This is a genomic window from Brevundimonas aveniformis DSM 17977 (genome assembly GCF_000428765.1).
Taxonomy (GTDB): domain Bacteria; phylum Pseudomonadota; class Alphaproteobacteria; order Caulobacterales; family Caulobacteraceae; genus Brevundimonas; species Brevundimonas aveniformis.
Window position 1 is genome coordinate 424,520 of the sequence record NZ_AUAO01000003.1, and the last position, 16,467, is coordinate 440,986.

Sequence of the window (16,467 nt, forward strand, 5' to 3'; positions counted from 1 at the left end):
TCAGAAAATCTGGCGGTGGAGCTAGTGCGGCGACAACAGTTCTCTGCGCAAACCCCAGGGAAAATCCCTGATAACGTGCCCTTACAGGGAATTCTACGCTGGTCGAACCATTCGGCGGCCAAGCAGGCATAGGGCCGGTCGAGCCACTCTGGTCAGAGAACAGGGAAAAACGGCGTTCGTATCAGGCGCTCAGCAGGGATTCTCGGGCACTGGAAAGCTGCCCTTCTGGGTTGGGTCGAGGGCGTCGGCCTCGCCCAGCGCCCAAAGCCGCCACTGTTCGAACCCCGGATTTTTCGCTGCGTCTGGATCCCCTGCCAGCACGTCGCGCACGAAACCGCGGATGTCCTGGGCCAGCCGCCAGTCGTGGGCCTGTTGGAAGAGTAATTCGCGACGCGCATTCTGTTCAGCCAGTCGTCTTTCCTCAGCGAGCCTTTCGGCTTCGCGGCGTCGACGATCGAGCTCGGCCTTCAAATATTCTCGATGTTCGAGGGCGCGTTGGTAGCTCTCCTCCGCTCGCTTTCGGTATGCGATCTCGCCGGCCACTACGATCTCGATCGCCGCCGTCGCCAACTTCCCTTCGAGCTTGCCCGTTTCATCGTCAGCAACTTCGAACAAGACATCCTTGGCCCCATCAGCCTGAACTTGGATGCGCATTTTGTCGGCTGCGCTGCCTTCCCACGTTGGCCACTCGCCGTGGCGGTTGGGTTTGGCGGCCAGGTGGTCCATCGCGAGCCGAAGGCGTGTCGCCCCCACTGTTACATTGATCTCCCTTGCGCTCTCGCCGCGTACCTCCATTCCGGCGCCATGCTGCGCGAGAGCCAGACCTAAATTGTTCAGGATCAACAATCGACGGCGCTCGAACCCGTGAGCGAATTTCGGCTGATCCCATGTCCAGCCATGCACAGCGAACTTGGCGGCCCGCTTGGCGTCTCGTTCCAAAATCCGGCGGAGACCCTTGTGAGGAACAGTCAGGTCGCGGCTGAAAGGCAGTCTGCGAACTCGCCGACCGACGACGCGCTGCATTACCTCATCGATCGGCTCGGCAAAGTGCGGCCTAGACGGAACCGGCTCCGCAAGCTGAGCTTCCAGGTCAGAATTCCACGCGTATCCCCCAATGTGAACCATCTCACTTGCACCAGGCTCGCGTAGAGGCAGCGGAGCCTGTCTAACCGGCTTGCCCGCGGCGAGCTTCGCCCAGTGACCGCGCTCCGGCACGGGAATGTTGGCAGCAACGCAGTATTTGCGAAGCGCCACGTCCGACATGGCGAATCCGGACGCCACCGTTCTCATCGGCTCAGCCCAGACCATGGTGTACAGCTCGTCTCGGCTCAACGAAGGCATTGTCTGTCCGTGAGTTTGGTCAAAATCGCCTGCAGGCCGCATGCTCATAGCATCTGTGGGCGTTCGTTAGCGCCGATCCCTGGCCGATCAGAGACTCCGATCGCCACACAACCTGAAGAAGGTATGATCGCTGGGATCGCCGCTTCGCCAAAGAGAGCTACATGCTGCAAGTCATCAAGAAGTCAGACCTCCCAGCTTTCCGTCGCAATCTCATTGATGCTCTCTCGCAAGGCTTCACAGAGACCCACGTCCGCACTTTGACGACTCCTGGCGGACCTATCCATGACGCCGAACTCACTTGGCATCCTACGATTGGCCTCTGGTCTTACCTCTCGCCAGAGTCATACGAGGGGCGCCGATGGCTCTGTTGGTACGGCATCGACATTGGTCAGCCCAATCGTCCGCTGCAGCCGGCAGTCGAGATCAACCTGTCCACATCTCCGACTGATAAGCAGCCAAACGGTCGAGCTCTCGTAGACCTTGAGGCTGGCGAGCACTTCTTGGGTCATAAGGGCAGTCTCGGTGGTGGCCGCGGCGGCCAACTCACGTTGGAAGAATTTCAGCGTCACATTCAGGGATTTGGGAAGGACATAATCCAGCTCGACGCCAAGCGCGAAGAGAGCGTTTTTGTGATCGGAGGGCTGAAAGACCCTCGGTTCCTTACCCACGTCAGGGACTATGTTGCCGAGTGCGCAAGACTGCGCGCTGAGGCCAAGTCAGGGCGCCTAAGCTCTGTCGGCTCGGCACCCGACAAGTCGGGGGGCTTCCGCCCCGAATGTGATCAAGATGGCTTTATGACACGTCCGGCCGCAGAAGTGCGAAGGATAAGGAGAGTGCATGGGCGCGTGGTCAACGCGCTGAAGGACCGCTTGGGACCCTCCGCCCGGAATAGTGCGCATTTTAGCATGCGGCCTGATCTCTATCTGCCAGGAAAGGCAGGCCGTATGGCCACCTTGTTTGAGGTGAAGGCAACCTCCGACACGCAAAGCTGGTTCACAGCGATCGGTCAGCTAATCGTGTATGCAGCCGACCAAAATCCAGCTCCTCGGCGCGTACTAGTATGTCCCGGAAAACTCGAACATTCATCGTTCAAGCAAGCACTGAAGGCCCTTAAAATCTCCGTCGTCACATTTGAGGAGACCAAAGGCCGGGGGGTGGAGTTTAAGGGCCTGGACGAACTCGGCTTCTAACGCTGTGAGCTACCCCTGCGTCGCAGCCTAGTTCTCACCCAGGTCACTCCAAGCGAATTACGCGTCACAGCGGAGGCTGGCTGGAGAACCTAGTAGTTGGCCGCTAGGCTGATAACCTCGCAACATGGTTTCGTTCTCGCACAGAGCGCGGTTAGCGGCAGATCGCCTGGATCTGAGGAATGGCTTGGTGGCCGGGGAGGCTCGAGCGCTGCGATGGCGGAAGGCCGCGAGAAGCCTAGGAAGTTGGCGGTTTTGGAGCCGTGTCGCTTGGATATTGCGCCTCAGGCAATCGGAGTTGCCGGCGAGGCATGACACCGCAACGCGATACTGGCTGGATTGGGAAGAGTACCAAAGGCGGCGTTGATGGTCGCCCCCGGCCCGACGACCGGGGGCTGTAAGCGAACTATTTCAGCGAGAAGCGGTCTAGGACGCTGGATCGTCGATATCAGCCGCGTAGACACCCAAGGCGCCTCTGAGGCCCAAGACGACATCGTCTAGCCTACGACTTTCGGCCAACTCGACCAGTTCTTGGAGCATATCGTGGATATAACCACGGACGGCAATCTGGTCGGTCGTGGGCTTGGCATCGCGATGCATGTTCTTCTCCATAACCGCCGGAGTGGCGGCGACGGCGAAGGGCCGCGCACAGCGCGGGCGTGCGCGGGGCCGGGGTCGATCAACGCAAGGACTTGATTCACCCTATGAGAGAATTTGTCTAGCCCGCGCCCGCAATGCGCGAGCTCCAGCATCTCTGATGTGCACGGTGGCTACACGCAGGCAGCGCATTGTCCGGTGCACGTTGTTGCCGACCCCAGTCTCTGCGCTCGACCACTAGAGCTACGCTTCCAGGCAGGCGAGCGGTTGCGTGCCATTTGGTTATGCGCTTCTATCCTTTGGTCGTCTCGGGCGTGAGCGGCGCCCAAGCTCAATAAGTCGATGGGGAGAGACGTGCCTTACACCGCCGAGATCAGCCGAGATCACCCTACGTGCATCATGTTCGTGATCGACCAGTCGGGCTCAATGAATGAGGCCATGTCGATTGGAAAATCGAAGGCGGAGTTCGTCGCTGACGTGCTCAACAAGACGATCTACACCCTCGTCACCAACTGCACGAAGGCTGATGGCGTACGAAATTACTTCGACATCGGCCTGATCACCTACGGTGGTTCTGGCGTCAATTCGGGGCTTAGGGGAGAAGGAATCAGCTCGATTGTCGATCTGGCTAACAACCCGCTGCGTGTTGAGGACAGGTCCAGAGTTGAGGACGATGGGGCCGGCGGCGTCTTCGAGAGGCGTGTGAAATTTCCAGTGTGGTTCGATCCAACCGCTTCCGGCGGCACGCCGATGTGCGCCGGCTTGACCAGGGCTGCTGAAGCCGTCGCGGCTTGGGCGGACGCTCACCCCTATTCCTATCCTCCGACCATCATTCACGTGACAGATGGTGAAGCAACCGACGGTGATCCAGAGCACATCGGTGGCGCTCTCGGTCAGCTGACCACGCAGGATGGATCATGCCTCCTATTCAACATCCACGTGTCGTCTGAGCAGGCGGATAGCATCTCCTTCCCTGCTTCCGAGGCTGGCTTGCCGGACTCCTACGCTAGGATGCTCTTCAGAATGTCGAGCGCCATGCCCGACCACATTGCTCGGCTGGCGTCGGAGAAGAACTATAAGCTTTCTGATGGCTCACGCGGCTTCATGTTCAACGCAGATCCGCGAGGCATCGCGAACTTCTTCGATATTGGAACTCGGCCGCGCCTGACCGCTGACCGCTAACGTGGCTCAGAAGCGGCTGAGGGCATTCACAGCGCCCAAACATCCCAGCACTCCCAATGAGGACCGCTGGGCTGCTAACTCAAGTTTGGAGGCTATCGCAGTCAGCGATGGCGCTAGCGTATCTTTCGATCCCGCCCCGTGGGCAGACATGCTCGCAGCCGGCTTTGTCGCGGACGAGACGATAGATGGCCACTGGCTCAGCCAGCTCGTTGATCGCTATGCCGCCAGTTACGACCGCGACGCCATGGACTGGATGCAGCAAGGCGCTTTCGATCGTGGCAGCTTTGCATCTCTCCTGGGCGTCAGGTGGTCCAGCGGGGCTAGCCGAGTCGAGGTTGTCTGCATCGGGGACACGCTTCTCGCGCTGCTTGATGGGACAGACGTGAGGATCACCGCACCCTACACCGATCCAGCTGAGTTCAACGCGAGGCCAAGGCTGCTGGCGACACAGTCAGGAGAAAACGAAGATCTGATCCAGGAGGGCGCGCTTGCCCTCACGACCTACGATCTCGCAGACTTCGACAACCCGGTTTTGGCGTTGATGACGGACGCACTGGGCCACTGGCTGCTCACATTCCCGGAGCGAGCGCCCGAGCTCTTAGCCATCGAGCACCAGGACACTTTCGAGAATTTCGTGGAGCAAGAGCGCTCGGCAAGCCACATGCGTCGTGACGATACGACGCTGGTAATCTTGGACTAGCCGAATGTCGCTGCCATCTGTCACCGACTACCACGATGCCGTTCAGTCGCCATCAAAGGCGTTCAGCGACCCCACGCTTCGAGCCGGAACGCTTGCTACTAATGCCCTAGGCTTGCCGATGATGCTCGGCGGCGGATTGGCGATTACTTACCGGGTGCGCTCAGGGGAAAAAGAGTATGCGGTGAGGTGTTTCCACCAGGATGCGCCCGGGCTCGCATCTCGGTACGCGCAGATTTCGAGAGCTCTTCAAGGTCTCAAAAGCCCAAGCTTCGTCGCCTTCGAGTACCAAGCCGCCGGCATACTGGTCCGTGGGCAGCAGCATCCGATCGTCCGCATGGATTGGGTCGACGGGCAGACCTTAGATGCATATCTGCGCGATAACCTCTCGCAACCGACAAAGATCGCGCAGCTTCGGACCCGGTTCGCCGCCCTGGAGAAGCATTTGCGGTCCCAGGGGATCGCTCACGGTGACCTCCAGAATTTGAACGTCATCGTTCAAAACGACGACATTCGCCTTATCGACTATGACGGCATGTACGTGCCCGGAATGACAGCGGGGACAGGCTCTGAGGTTGGGCACAAAGCCTTTCAACACCCTGGCAGGACCACGCGCCATTTCGGCCCGGAAATAGATCGCTTTTCGTTCATCGCGATCGATCTCGGTTTGGAGGCGCTACAGCACCGCCCAACTCTGTTCCACGATCTCAAGCATGGTGGCGAGGCGATCGTCTTTTCCGCCACCGATTATGCGAACCCAAACAACTCCGCAGCCTTCGATGCTGTACGGGCGATCCCGGGTCTTAAAGACAAGGCAGATCGCTTAGCGGCGATTGCTACTGCCGATATGTCGCTTGTTCCTACGCTCGACGATTATCTCAGCGGCCAGAACATACCGCGCCTGGTGGCAACCGCGGCTTCTGTCACGTCCGCCAGGCCTGCCAATCAGTATATCGGCGCGCATCCCGTTCTGGACGGGGCGGACTATGATTTGGTCCTCCGCCAGGTCGGCGAGCGCGTTGAACTCGTTGGCAAGATCGTCTCTGTGAAGGAAGGAGTCGGTCGCCGTGGTCGCGGCAGGGGCCAACCGTATGTGTTCGTGAACTTTGGCCCCTGGAACAGGCAAAGCGTGAAGATCACGCTCTGGTCTGACGGCCTGCAGCAGGTCCAGGCTCGGCCGAACCAGTCATGGGTGGGGAAATGGGTGAGCGTGACCGGTCTTATCGAACCGCCCTATCATGGCTCCTTTAGAGGCAATGCCTACTCAAGCGTGGGCATTACGATCTCGTCAGAGGGTCAAATCGTCCATCTGGACGAGAAGGCAGCACGTTTGAGGTTGGCTACCGTCGGCCAAAGCGCCTCCAAGCCAGCCGGCGCCGCCTCGAACCAAGCTGTGCTCCAACGAGTCCGAGCCGGAGCGCCACTAACGTCAAAGACAGCGTCCAGCCCTTCCCGCCCAACCGCTCCAGTGTCATCCAATGCCGCGGTGATAGCTGCTTTGAAGGCTTCATCTCCCTCATCGAGTCCCGCTCCCTCCTTCAGGACTCCTCCGCGCTATCCGAGTACTGCACCTCGCACCTCATCTGGATCTAGTTCCTGGTTCTGGACGATCTTGATCATCGGCGGCCTCCTGTTCCTCGCCAGTCAGTGTGGCGCCTAGGATCAATACCCAGGTTGCTAGGCATCACCGGCTGCCGCAGCGTCCGACACAGCTTATTGGGTGACGCAGCCGCCTGGCTGCTGAGACTTTCTGAACTAGTCATCCGCGGGTCCGGACGAACCGGACCCTACGCTGCCCCGCTATCAAGAACGCGTCATACCCTGCGCTTCGCCATGCCTCACGTTGGACGTTGGTGTGCGCAGACCGCGTATTAGCCCACCATTGAGGGCGCTCGGCGCTATGTGGTAAATCAATCCCAGTAACGCGCTCGAGTTCATCGAAACTCACGGTGAACTCGTTGCCCTGCTGACGCGAGAGCCATCTTGCAAGAGCGCCGTATTTGTTGGCTCGCGCCGAACCCTCAAACTGGTCGCGCAGCAGATCGGCCTCTTCATCTGAGAGTTCCGCGACTTTGTTCAGGCTGTGCCGGTAGAGCTTCGCGGCCAAGCCGTAGATGGGACCATCACCGACATCTCGAGAAGAGGCCAATTCCGCCTTTCCAAAAGATCGGGCCGCGAGCCTTTGCTCCACCCTCACTCCCAGGGTGATGGGAACTCCGTCCGTCGCCGCGACGATGGAGCCCAGGGCAGCTAGTCCTGTCCCGCCCGCGGTTTCGCTGAACCACACGAACACCTCATCACCCGCCGACGGCGCCGCTCCCTTAAAGCGCGGAGCCGTGATCAAGACCTGCTGATCGCTGAGGTCGATCGGATCAGCTTTGATGATGTAGGCTGCCATTGGATCACTTCGTCAGCATGGCGTTGAGCAGTCGCTCCGCCTGATCGAGGCTCGTCACCGTCAGGCGGACGACCGCTTGATCGCGGAGGTCTGGCATCTGGTTGACGTTTGAATGCCGCCCCTTGCCGCCTTCAGTCGCCGGATAATCAGCCCGGGCGATCCCGCTCGGCAGTGATGCCGGCAGCGACGCTGCGGCCAACCACAAATGCTGGGGGCGGGTCTCAATCTGATGGCCAAGGCTCCAACCATTTGCGAGCCGATATCGGATCATCTTGGCCGTGGCCGGCGGGCATCCTTCATGGGGTTTCACGGCCGGATGGTTGACGAACAAGTCAGTCAGCTCAGCACGCAGCGGGGAAGGTGTTTTGTCTTCGGCATCAACGACGCGTCGCTGGATATCTTGGTAAGCGGTCAAGGTCGGTAATCTCACTGTTGGCAAGCTATTGACGATTGTGGTGGCGGGACGATCAATGTCGCCAATGACAAAATCGGCTCACGATCTGCTTTCTGCGCTGGGGCTTACGGTCGTCGCCGGCGGTCCAAATGGCCGATATCCGAGAGCCATTCCTGGTCCCGCGAACGGATACCGCTATTGGGCGACGACGAATGGTGGTGAGTTTCGCCTCGGTTTTCAGGCCCAACCGAAGGCGACGCTGTCCCCTAGCTTGCAGCGCCGCCTGGAGGATGCCGGCTTTGCTCTCACGCCAGCCCGCACCGAAGGCTTCATCACTGTTGGATCCAACTTCGACACCGCCATTGATCAAGGACGTGTCGTGATGGCGCGGCTTGAGGAACTGCTGCAAGGGCACTGACCTCAGCCTGCAAGCGCGATCAGCGCCGTCGAGCCGCGATCCGTCTTCAAGAGCGCTTCCCAAAAGTCCTTTGTGGCGCCTTCCTCAGGCCTGAGTGCGTGGGTGGGGCGGCCGTCTGACCCGTCTCTCGCCTTGCGCCAGATCCCCACCACGCCATTGATCTCGAGCGCAACGAGTGAGCCGGCGCGAAGGTCGCCTAAGTGGGCGGCCAGATCAGCTTGGGGCTCGATATGACCTATCCAGAGGAGATGGTCGCGGATGGGGACGGATGCAGGCTCACTCATGCTGCCCCCCGCCTTCCGTCGCCCTGGTCATTTGACGCAGCGAAGCTGAACGGGATGGCCAGCAGTTCATCATGGATTTCACGCCACGGACGGGTGAAGTCCACGGACTGAACGAGCACCTCGTGGCCTCTGATTTGATAGCGGAGCGAAAGGCCATCTCCGTTCGCCGGATAGATGAGCGCCCCATCGCACGGAAGGTGGGGCGCCCTTAGCTGGGCGTGCTCCAGATAGGCGTAGAGCTGATAGAGGTGACCCGACCTGACCTTGCCTGGGCCAGCGCGCGAGGCGAGCATCTCTTTGTAGAACTTCGCGTCCATCACGATCGTCTGATGCCGCGACCTGAGCGTAATGTCCGTCTCCATCATCGGCAGATAACCGTCGGCCGCTGCCTCAAGAGGCGTTGCGTCCCAGCTCATCATTTCTCGCCCGACCCTGAAGTCGCGCTGCTCGTGAGCATAGAAATTGCGCAGGAAGTCCTCGAACACTGCCGACATGACGACCTCGTCCTTGAGGATATCGGCAAAGCGCGCACTGTGTCCGTCTGGGTCGGCGACCTGTGCGCGGAAAACCAGATGGCAAAGACGGATCAGCGGTCGATAGTGCGCCGAATTCCGGCTCAGCTGCATTCCGCTAAACGCGCGTTCTGAGAGCCTGATGTCGGACACCTGAGCGAGCTTTTGGACAAGCACGCCCAGCTCGTGGGCAAGTTCGCCGTCGATGCCGCGCGTTCGAGCCAAGGTCCGCGCCGTTGCCTTCAGGACCTGATTTTGGGGGACGTCCACCGTCAGCTCGTCGAACGCGCAGATCACGGCTCCGCGTCGCATCGACTGCGACTTGATAATGCTGTCGATCAGCATTCGGCCGCGTGGCGCTCGGGTCTCTTCAACGAAGCTTTGATAGCCACGATCGAGGCCGCGACGCACGAGCTTGTTGGCCCCATTCACAAGCAAGCGCGCAAACAGGTTCGGCAGGTCCGGCGCCTCGTCGACACCGGTTTCGATTGCCTCTCCTTCCGGAAACTTCTGCCAGGCGTAGCAGAACAGCAGGTACAGATTACGGATTGGGATTGTCATGCGCGGCTGCGCAGGCGAGCGCACCAGTCTGCCGCCTTCTCAGGCGCGTCGAACCAGTACTCCTCCAGCAGTGGCTGGATCTCCGTGTCGACGACCTGAGCGAACCAGGCGACGCCGTCGGCGACCGGGTCCGATGGCGTGAAGAAGCTGTGGCCGATTTGGAAGCCCGGCCCGAGATTGACCACGTCCTCAGAGATCGCAGCATTCAGCTCGTTCATGCCGCCAACAATGGCCTGAACGACCCCGCTCGACACCTGCCTGTCTGCAAGATGGCGAGCGAAGTTGGGATCATTGAATCCCGGCCTCAGGGTCACAAAGCTGAACCGGCGACGAAGCGCATAGTCGACCATTGAGAGCGACCGATCCGCCGTGTTCATCATTCCCAAGATCCAGACGTTCTCGGGCACATAGAAGCCGGGGTCACTCTCATCAGCATAGGCCAGCTTGGCAGCCCACTCGTGCGATCGCTTGTCGTGCTCGATCAGCAGCATGAGCTCGCCGAAGATCTTGGACAGGTTTCCGCGGTTGATCTCGTCGATGATGAAAACGTAGCGGCGCTCAGGGTTCTCGCGAGCCGCCTCGCAGAACCGGTGGAACACACCGTCGCGAAGTGCAAAGCCCCCGTCGGCCGTGGGCCGATACCCCTGGATAAAGTCCTCGTAGCCATACGACTGGTGGAACTGCACGACCTCAACACGGTCGGGGGCCCGCTCCTCCATCAGGGCATAGGCCAGGCGCCTTGCGATAAACGATTTGCCGACGCCGGGCGCCCCCTGAAGGATCGCATTCTTCTTCCCGCGCCAGACGTCGAGAATGCGCTTGAACTCAGCACGCTCCATGAACAGACCGCGCATAGCGTCGTCGATCGTGACGGGGGCGGCGACCACGTCTTCTTCCTCTAGCGCCTCGGGTCCGTCTTCGTTGTGAGCAATCGCTGCATAGGCGGCTAGCAACGGCTCCAGCATGTCGTTGAGCTCGGCATCAGACGGCAAGGCGTCTGCCTGCAGTTCGCGATGAGCAATGACGCTCGCCTCATAGCTTTTGGCTCGCCACCCTTCCGCGCCGAGTGCGACGTCGCCATCCAGCGCGTAACCGTAGTCGGCAAGGCTGGGCACCTGGGCTCGGAAAGCCTCCGCTCGTGCTCGCAGCGCCGCAAAGCCTTCCGAACGGCCCAGCTCGTTCACGAGGTTCGTCGTGCCTTGAGCGAGATTGAGGTAGATCGTGGACAGGTCTCGACTGACGAGGAAGACGACGTAAACACCGTCCTGGGTGGAGGTGGTGATCCGCTGATCCATGATCGCGATCCACGGGACTGACGCCCAGACCCCCTTACCTAGGCTCCAATCAACGATCAGATCCGACCGAGCCTTGACGCTGGGCAGCGCCTCGATACGTGCCTTCAGATCCCCCATGGTCGCCCACAGGTCTGGGACGGTCGTCAGCGGCCCCTTGCTCACTTCGGCGAAGCGCTTGAGGAAAGCGCTCATCAAGTCCGCAATCGACCGCTCGTCGTTTGCAGCGTCATACATCAGAGCGACCCAGAGAAAGCTCTGCACGTCGATCAGGTCACGCGGCGCCCATCCCGCGCTGTGGAGCGCCTGCCGGAGGTCGTCGCTCAGGGCAAGAGCCGCTGACACACGCCCAGGCTCATCATTGTGGGTAGGGAATTTGGCGCCGCGGAGAAGCGCATAGGCGCGCTCAAAGACGTCCGTTCGAACAACGACAAAACCGTCTGGGTTTTGAAGCATCAGAAGGCATGATCCGACGAGCCGCGCGATACCCAACGGTCCTGTCGCACCGATGCTGCGAAACACCTCGCCGGCCGCATCAATGAATCGTTCCAGGCGCTCCCCGCCTGGCTCAGCGCCATTCAGAAGTTGGGCCAGTGCGCGGCCAATCGACCGAGCCCGTTCGTTATCGTTCGGCTTGAACCGATCGACCGCCTGCCAGCCAATCAGGTTCTGCGGGCCCGCCATAGTGGCAAGCCTTTGGGTCAGCAACCGATGCACCGCAGAGGTTAGAGCAATGGCTTCGTCGTCAGACAGGGTGTGCTGATCGGCAAGAGGTTGGACCTCGCTGCGGAATAGCTCGACCAGCTCGTCTTTGTAGGCGCGCTCATGTTCGATGTAGGTGGCGCCAGGCTCGTCAAAGGTCTCAAACCCGGGCATGGCTTGCTTGAAGTTGGCCATAAGCCGGTGAAGCTCAGCCTGATTCAAGGCTTGCGCGCCGAGACCTCCGTACCAATCCAGAATTTGGGAGAGCTGCGCCTCTGATTGGACGACAATCAGCCAAGCAGGTTTGGGCTGAGCCAAACGTGGAGCGTTGGCCTTGAGATAAGTGTGTCGGTCCTCAGTGGATGCGTAGTGTTCGCCGCGACCTAAGTCGGCCGGCGGCTCCGATTCCAGCCACAGGCGCGCCGACTTTTGCTCCAGCTGCAACGCGAGTTCGCGTCCCGCCTCGGTCTGCCAGACGGCGATGTATTTGCCGCCTGATCTCTCGTCTCCCCAAGCCGCTCTGATCAGTTCAAGAGCACGCTCGGAATCCAAGCCGCTCGCCTGATCACCAAACATCGCGAATCCAAGCTCTCGCAACTTCTTTGCGACAGTCGCTTCTCCGCCAGAGAACTCGGCTGCCTTGAGGGGCCCTTGGTCTGGGTACTGATAGCCGTACGCAACCCCCGCGATGGCCTTGGAGTCGTAGAGACGCCCTCCACGAGCCAGGAAGTGATCGCGAGCGCGCGCAAACCCGTATTTCGCCAGGAAGGCGTCGCCGCCCATGCCATCATACTCATCGAGCGCACGGTTGACCGCGGACGGATCCGTAAGAAGTTCAAGAGACATCGGCGGCTTATCAATCCTTCATTCGCGGGGATTGTGGGTCGACGCATTCGCGGACCCAGCCTCCCTCCCCGCAATCATTCAGCGTATTCTGTCCGCTCGCGTCAATGCAGTCGACGATAGCGGCGGCCACTTGCGCCGCCGTGGTCATGGAGCACAGTGACGACGGACCCGTCGTCCTCTGCGCAAATGACCGTCACGCCGCCGAGGCGCTCAAGTCGAGCGCCCAGCTCGCGCCTGAGCCTTGTGTCGCGGATGCGCCCGCGGCTTAGTCGGAAAGCTACGCAGCCGCTGCCGACGGGCGTTTCCATATCTGCGTGTTCCAAGATGCTGTCGATGACCCATCCTACGATGCCCCGCTGGTTCGCCCGGACCTCAGCGTGCTGCGACAGTTGCGCTTGAACCATTTCATAGACCTCCACCACCTGAAGATCATCGATATGCAGGACGTACGTCAGAAATGGTCGCAGCGTGAGACGCGGGACCTGGATTGCGCGCCCTGATTGCGCTTTGATCGATCTGCCAGGTGACCAAGACTGTCGCAAATATTGGGGGAATGGATGAGGCGACTATCCGCATCGCGCCTAAATGACTTCTTGGACTGCCAGCACAAGGCGGCGCTATGGCTCTCGAATATCGAGCCGGATGCAGAGGCCGATCCAACCCTCGAACTCATTAGGGCTCGCGGGTTCGAGCACGAGGCCCAGGTGCTGAAAACCCTGGAAGCCGAACACGGACCCGCCGTCAGCATCGACGATCGCGCTTCGCTCGAGGCCCGGATCGTAGCGACAAACGAGGCGATCGCTTCTGGCGCGCGCCTGATCTACCAGGCGGCCTTCGCGAACGATCGGTGGGTCGGTTTCCCCGACTTCCTTGTCCGCACCCAGACCGAAGTCGGCGAGGCCTACCGGCCGGAAGACGCCAAACTGGCGCGCCGCGCTAAAGCCGAGCACGTCATCCAGCTGAACGTCTACGCTCGCCTCGTGGAAGAGACGACGGGAGCCCCCCCCTCGGCCGGCCTCATCCATGTGGGTGGCGGCGAACCTGAGGCCTTCGACCTTAGGCAAACAAGTCACATTACGGACCGCTTCATGGGCCGATTCGAACGCTTTGCAGATGAAGGCCAGCGAGACACCCGGCCTGTACGAAACTCGGCTTGTAGCCGTTGTGGATTTCAATCTCGGTGCGAGCAAGAATGGCGCGATGACGACAGCGCCGTCTTTGTGGCTGGCATCCGCGGCGACCAGCTCGTCAAGCTTGAGCAGGCCGGTCTGGGCGCCCTTTCAGCCCTCGCCGCTGCAAATCCTCATAGCCCTCCGCCATCGCTGTCCGTCGAGACGTTCGGTAAGCTCGTCCAACAAGCGCGCTTGCAGAAGGCCGGCGCCGACGGCGGGCATCATGTCGAGACGCTGACACCCGAGCCCGGCCGCGGCTTCGCCCTTTTGCCGGATCCGCAAGATGGCGACGTCTTCTTCGATATCGAAGGTGACCCACTTTATCCGGAAGGCTTGGAGTACCTGTTCGGCCTCCTGGGCCCACTCGAGACAGAGACGAGCGAGTTCACGGCGATTTGGGCTCACGACCACGCCGAGGAGAAGGTCGCGTTCGAAGACCTAATAGATCGCCTTGAGCGGCACTTCGACCGCTATCCGACGGCGAAAATCTACCACTACGCACCTTACGAAGTGACGGCCCTCAAGCGGCTCGCCATGCGCTACGCGACGCGAGAAGCGGCGCTAGATCAGATGCTGCGCGATCAGCGGTTCGTTGATCTTTACAAGATCGTTCGTCAGGGACTGCGAGCGTCGACCGAAGGTTACTCGCTCAAGGACCTCGAGAAGATCTATTGGAATGGCCGCCAGGGCGAGGTCACCAACGCCGGCGACAGCATCGTCGAATACGAGCGATGGCGCGAGGTGTCGGACCCCACCATCCTCGAATCCATCAGAAGCTACAATGAGGACGACGTCCGCTCCACGCTGAGGATGCGAGACTGGCTTGTCGGACTTCGCCCAACTGGAGCCAACTTCGGTCTCCCGTCATCGGAGGAGCCTGAGCAAGATCCGGAGCGGGCCGAAAAGCGCGAAGCGTTCGAGGCCAAGCGCGAAGCGTTCGAGGCCAAGCGCCAAGCGCTCGCCGCCCAGATCCGAGAAGGCGCTGTTGGCGACGCGCGCGTGCGCGATCTGTTAGCGGAAATGCTCTGGTTCCATCAGCGGGCGCACAAGCCTGTTTGGTGGGCGATTTTTGACCGTCAAACTTGGACCGATGAGGAGCTCATCGAAGACTTGGAAAGCTTGGGTGCTCTCACGCTCAAGTCTCAGGTTCAGGATAAGCGATCGTACGAAGCCACTTACGGCTTCCCGATCCAAGAGACCCGCCTGAAGGTGGGGGCTACTCCGAACATCGCAGCGACGCTCAAAAGCGCTGGAACGATCAAGTCGCTCGATGTCGATGAAGGGTTGGTCGTCTTACGACGCGGGACGGCGCAGGGCGATTTTCCAGAAGCTTGTTCTCTTTCCCCAGGCGCTCCGATCGATCAGTCGATCCTGGTGTCCGGCATAATTGCTGCGCTCGGGTCCCTCGTCGGGGATCCCTCAGCCCTTCCTGCTCTCGTCAATCTACTCATGCGAGAAGCTCCACAAATGAGTGGTCGGCAGGCCGGCGCTCCTATCGTTGATCCAAGCGGCGATTTGCTGGATGGCACGATCGAAGCCGTTCGCCGCCTCGACCGCAGCAGTCTCATCATCCAGGGGCCGCCTGGGACAGGAAAGACGTACACCACGGCACGAGCCATCGTGGCCTTGCTGCGAGACGGCAAGCGCGTCGGCGTGTCCTCCAACTCCCACAAAGCCATCATCAATGTGCTGGAGGCCATCCAAGCCCATGCGGATGAAACGGGCTTCGACTTCAGAGGTGTGAAGAAGGGGACCCGTGGTGATGACGAAACGGCTTATGTCAGCCGGTGCGTCCAAACCGTCTTCTCTTCGAAAGATGTGACTGACGACTTCCAGCTTGTTGGCGGAACGGCCTACCACTTCGCGGGCGATGAGCCGCTCGCGTTCGACTATCTGTTTGTCGACGAAGCGGGGCAGGTTGCTCTGGGCAATCTCATCGCCATGGCGCCGTCGGCCTCAAATCTCGTGCTCGTCGGGGATCAAATGCAGCTTCCCCAACCCGTCCAGGGCGTTCACCCGGGAGAGTCAGGGCTGTCTTGTCTCGACTATGCGATGCAAGACCACGCCACGGTACCGACAGACCGAGGTGTCCTGTTGAACGTATCGCGGCGCATGCACCCTGAGGTGTGTGGCTTCATCTCTGACGCCTTCTATGAGGGCCGACTGCTGGCCCATGCCTCGACCGCCCAGCGGTCGTTGCACATCGGTTCGGACTGTTCGGCTGGGCTGCGGCCCAACGGGGTCAGCGTGGTTGAAGTCGTACATTCGGGTTGTACGCAAAGCAGCACAGAAGAAGCGAGGACCGTCCGCGAACTCTACGACGATCTTTTACGATCGAAGTTCGCCGAAGGCGCGAAAGAGCGACAGCTCGAAATCGACGACATCCTAGTCGTGAGCCCCTACAACATGCAGGTCAGCCTGTTGAAGCGGACCCTGCCGCCCGGAGCCCGCGTCGGAACGGTAGATAAGTTCCAAGGGCAAGAGGCGCCTGTGGTCATCGTATCAATGGCGACGTCTTTCGGCGGAGACGCGCCGCGAGGCACTGAGTTCCTCTTCAACCGCAACCGGCTGAACGTAGCAATCAGTCGAGCCCAGTGCCTGGCCATTCTGGTTCGAAGCGACCGACTGCTCGAAACCCCATCCCTAGCGAAGGACGATCTTCCCCGCCTCGACGTACTGGCCCGCGCCGATGCGGCAAGCAGCACAAGAGCCAGCTGACGAGATACGAATATAATAGATTGTATTAGCGGATCGGATCATTCTGACGTATTCATAGGCGCGAAGCCCGATCGTATACTTAGCTAAAATCAAATATTACTTCGTTATCTGCACAATTTTAGGCTTCTTACCCTTGTTTGGCGGAACTGAATCGGCAAGCGTCCCT

The 16,467-nt window shown here is 60.3% G+C and carries 13 protein-coding genes; 7 read left to right on the plus strand and 6 right to left on the minus strand.

Annotated elements, in window-relative coordinates; all coding sequences use genetic code 11:
* Positions 1 to 189 precede the first annotated feature (189 nt).
* Complete coding sequence (locus tag G391_RS0110630; protein WP_211226491.1) at positions 190 to 1,263, minus strand: hypothetical protein; 1,074 nt, start codon at positions 1,261 to 1,263, stop codon at positions 190 to 192.
* A 239-nt stretch (positions 1,264 to 1,502) separates the two neighbouring features.
* Here G391_RS0110630 and G391_RS0110635 point away from each other — a divergent pair, with 239 nt between their 5' ends.
* A complete protein-coding gene (locus G391_RS0110635) occupies positions 1,503 to 2,531 on the plus strand; it encodes a hypothetical protein (protein WP_029087507.1) in 1,029 nt (342 codons plus the stop codon).
* Positions 2,532 to 2,954: 423 nt separating this feature from the next.
* Here G391_RS0110635 and G391_RS15635 read toward each other — a convergent pair whose 3' ends face one another.
* A complete protein-coding gene (locus tag G391_RS15635; RefSeq protein ID WP_156893930.1) occupies positions 2,955 to 3,128 on the minus strand; it encodes a hypothetical protein in 174 nt (57 codons plus the stop codon).
* 396 nt (positions 3,129 to 3,524) lie between these two features.
* Here G391_RS15635 and G391_RS0110645 point away from each other — a divergent pair, with 396 nt between their 5' ends.
* The 3 genes from G391_RS0110645 (at position 3,525) to G391_RS14575 (ending at position 6,664) form a co-directional block, all read left to right on the plus strand.
* Positions 3,525 to 4,307 carry a vWA domain-containing protein gene (locus tag G391_RS0110645; protein ID WP_211226492.1) on the plus strand — a complete coding sequence of 261 codons (783 nt, stop codon included), beginning with the start codon at positions 3,525 to 3,527 and terminating at the stop codon, positions 4,305 to 4,307.
* A gap of 148 nt (positions 4,308 to 4,455) precedes the next feature.
* Complete coding sequence (locus tag G391_RS0110650) at positions 4,456 to 5,007, plus strand: hypothetical protein (RefSeq protein WP_156893931.1); 552 nt, start codon at positions 4,456 to 4,458, stop codon at positions 5,005 to 5,007.
* Positions 5,008 to 5,011: 4 nt separating this feature from the next.
* On the plus strand, positions 5,012 to 6,664 hold the full coding sequence (locus tag G391_RS14575; protein WP_051257295.1) for a protein kinase family protein: 1,653 nt from the start codon (positions 5,012 to 5,014) through the stop codon (positions 6,662 to 6,664).
* 99 nt (positions 6,665 to 6,763) lie between these two features.
* On the opposite strand, the gene G391_RS15860 is transcribed toward G391_RS14575, so the two are convergent.
* Both G391_RS15860 and G391_RS0110665 read right to left on the minus strand, forming a co-directional pair.
* Entirely contained in the window at positions 6,764 to 7,402 is a 639-nt protein-coding gene (locus tag G391_RS15860) for a DUF7662 domain-containing protein (protein ID WP_051257296.1), read from the minus strand.
* A 4-nt stretch (positions 7,403 to 7,406) separates the two neighbouring features.
* Positions 7,407 to 7,817 carry a hypothetical protein gene (locus G391_RS0110665; RefSeq protein WP_029087511.1) on the minus strand — a complete coding sequence of 137 codons (411 nt, stop codon included), beginning with the start codon at positions 7,815 to 7,817 and terminating at the stop codon, positions 7,407 to 7,409.
* A gap of 64 nt (positions 7,818 to 7,881) precedes the next feature.
* Between G391_RS0110665 and G391_RS0110670 the strand changes: the two genes are divergently transcribed.
* Positions 7,882 to 8,214 carry a hypothetical protein gene (locus G391_RS0110670; RefSeq protein ID WP_029087512.1) on the plus strand — a complete coding sequence of 111 codons (333 nt, stop codon included), beginning with the start codon at positions 7,882 to 7,884 and terminating at the stop codon, positions 8,212 to 8,214.
* A 280-nt stretch (positions 8,215 to 8,494) separates the two neighbouring features.
* On the opposite strand, the gene G391_RS0110680 is transcribed toward G391_RS0110670, so the two are convergent.
* Complete coding sequence (locus G391_RS0110680) at positions 8,495 to 9,595, minus strand: 5-methylcytosine restriction system specificity protein McrC (protein WP_029087514.1); 1,101 nt, start codon at positions 9,593 to 9,595, stop codon at positions 8,495 to 8,497.
* On the minus strand, positions 9,568 to 12,411 hold the full coding sequence (locus G391_RS15245) for an MrcB family domain-containing protein (protein ID WP_051257297.1): 2,844 nt from the start codon (positions 12,409 to 12,411) through the stop codon (positions 9,568 to 9,570). The genes G391_RS0110680 and G391_RS15245 overlap by 28 nt, the downstream gene beginning before the upstream one ends.
* Before the next feature lie 314 nt (positions 12,412 to 12,725).
* Between G391_RS15245 and G391_RS15640 the strand changes: the two genes are divergently transcribed.
* Both G391_RS15640 and G391_RS14585 read left to right on the plus strand, forming a co-directional pair.
* Positions 12,726 to 12,911 (plus strand): hypothetical protein, encoded by a 186-nt coding sequence (locus G391_RS15640; protein ID WP_156893932.1) that lies wholly within the window; start codon positions 12,726 to 12,728, stop codon positions 12,909 to 12,911.
* Between the two features lie 57 nt (positions 12,912 to 12,968).
* Positions 12,969 to 16,301, plus strand: coding sequence for a TM0106 family RecB-like putative nuclease (locus G391_RS14585; protein WP_035304272.1), 3,333 nt, complete (start codon positions 12,969 to 12,971; stop codon positions 16,299 to 16,301).
* Positions 16,302 to 16,467 lie beyond the last annotated feature (166 nt).

Coding starts and splice junctions, on each gene's coding strand:
- G391_RS15860 (WP_051257296.1), bottom strand. CDS start 7,402: ATGGCAGCCTACATCATCAAAGCTGATCCGATCGACCTCAGCGATCAG.
- G391_RS0110650 (WP_156893931.1), top strand. CDS start 4,456: ATGCTCGCAGCCGGCTTTGTCGCGGACGAGACGATAGATGGCCACTGG.
- G391_RS0110630 (WP_211226491.1), bottom strand. CDS start 1,263: ATGTCGGACGTGGCGCTTCGCAAATACTGCGTTGCTGCCAACATTCCC.
- G391_RS0110645 (WP_211226492.1), top strand. CDS start 3,525: ATGTTCGTGATCGACCAGTCGGGCTCAATGAATGAGGCCATGTCGATT.
- G391_RS0110635 (WP_029087507.1), top strand. CDS start 1,503: ATGCTGCAAGTCATCAAGAAGTCAGACCTCCCAGCTTTCCGTCGCAAT.
- G391_RS14585 (WP_035304272.1), top strand. CDS start 12,969: ATGAGGCGACTATCCGCATCGCGCCTAAATGACTTCTTGGACTGCCAG.
- G391_RS15245 (WP_051257297.1), bottom strand. CDS start 12,411: ATGTCTCTTGAACTTCTTACGGATCCGTCCGCGGTCAACCGTGCGCTC.
- G391_RS14575 (WP_051257295.1), top strand. CDS start 5,012: ATGTCGCTGCCATCTGTCACCGACTACCACGATGCCGTTCAGTCGCCA.
- G391_RS0110670 (WP_029087512.1), top strand. CDS start 7,882: ATGACAAAATCGGCTCACGATCTGCTTTCTGCGCTGGGGCTTACGGTC.
- G391_RS15635 (WP_156893930.1), bottom strand. CDS start 3,128: ATGCATCGCGATGCCAAGCCCACGACCGACCAGATTGCCGTCCGTGGT.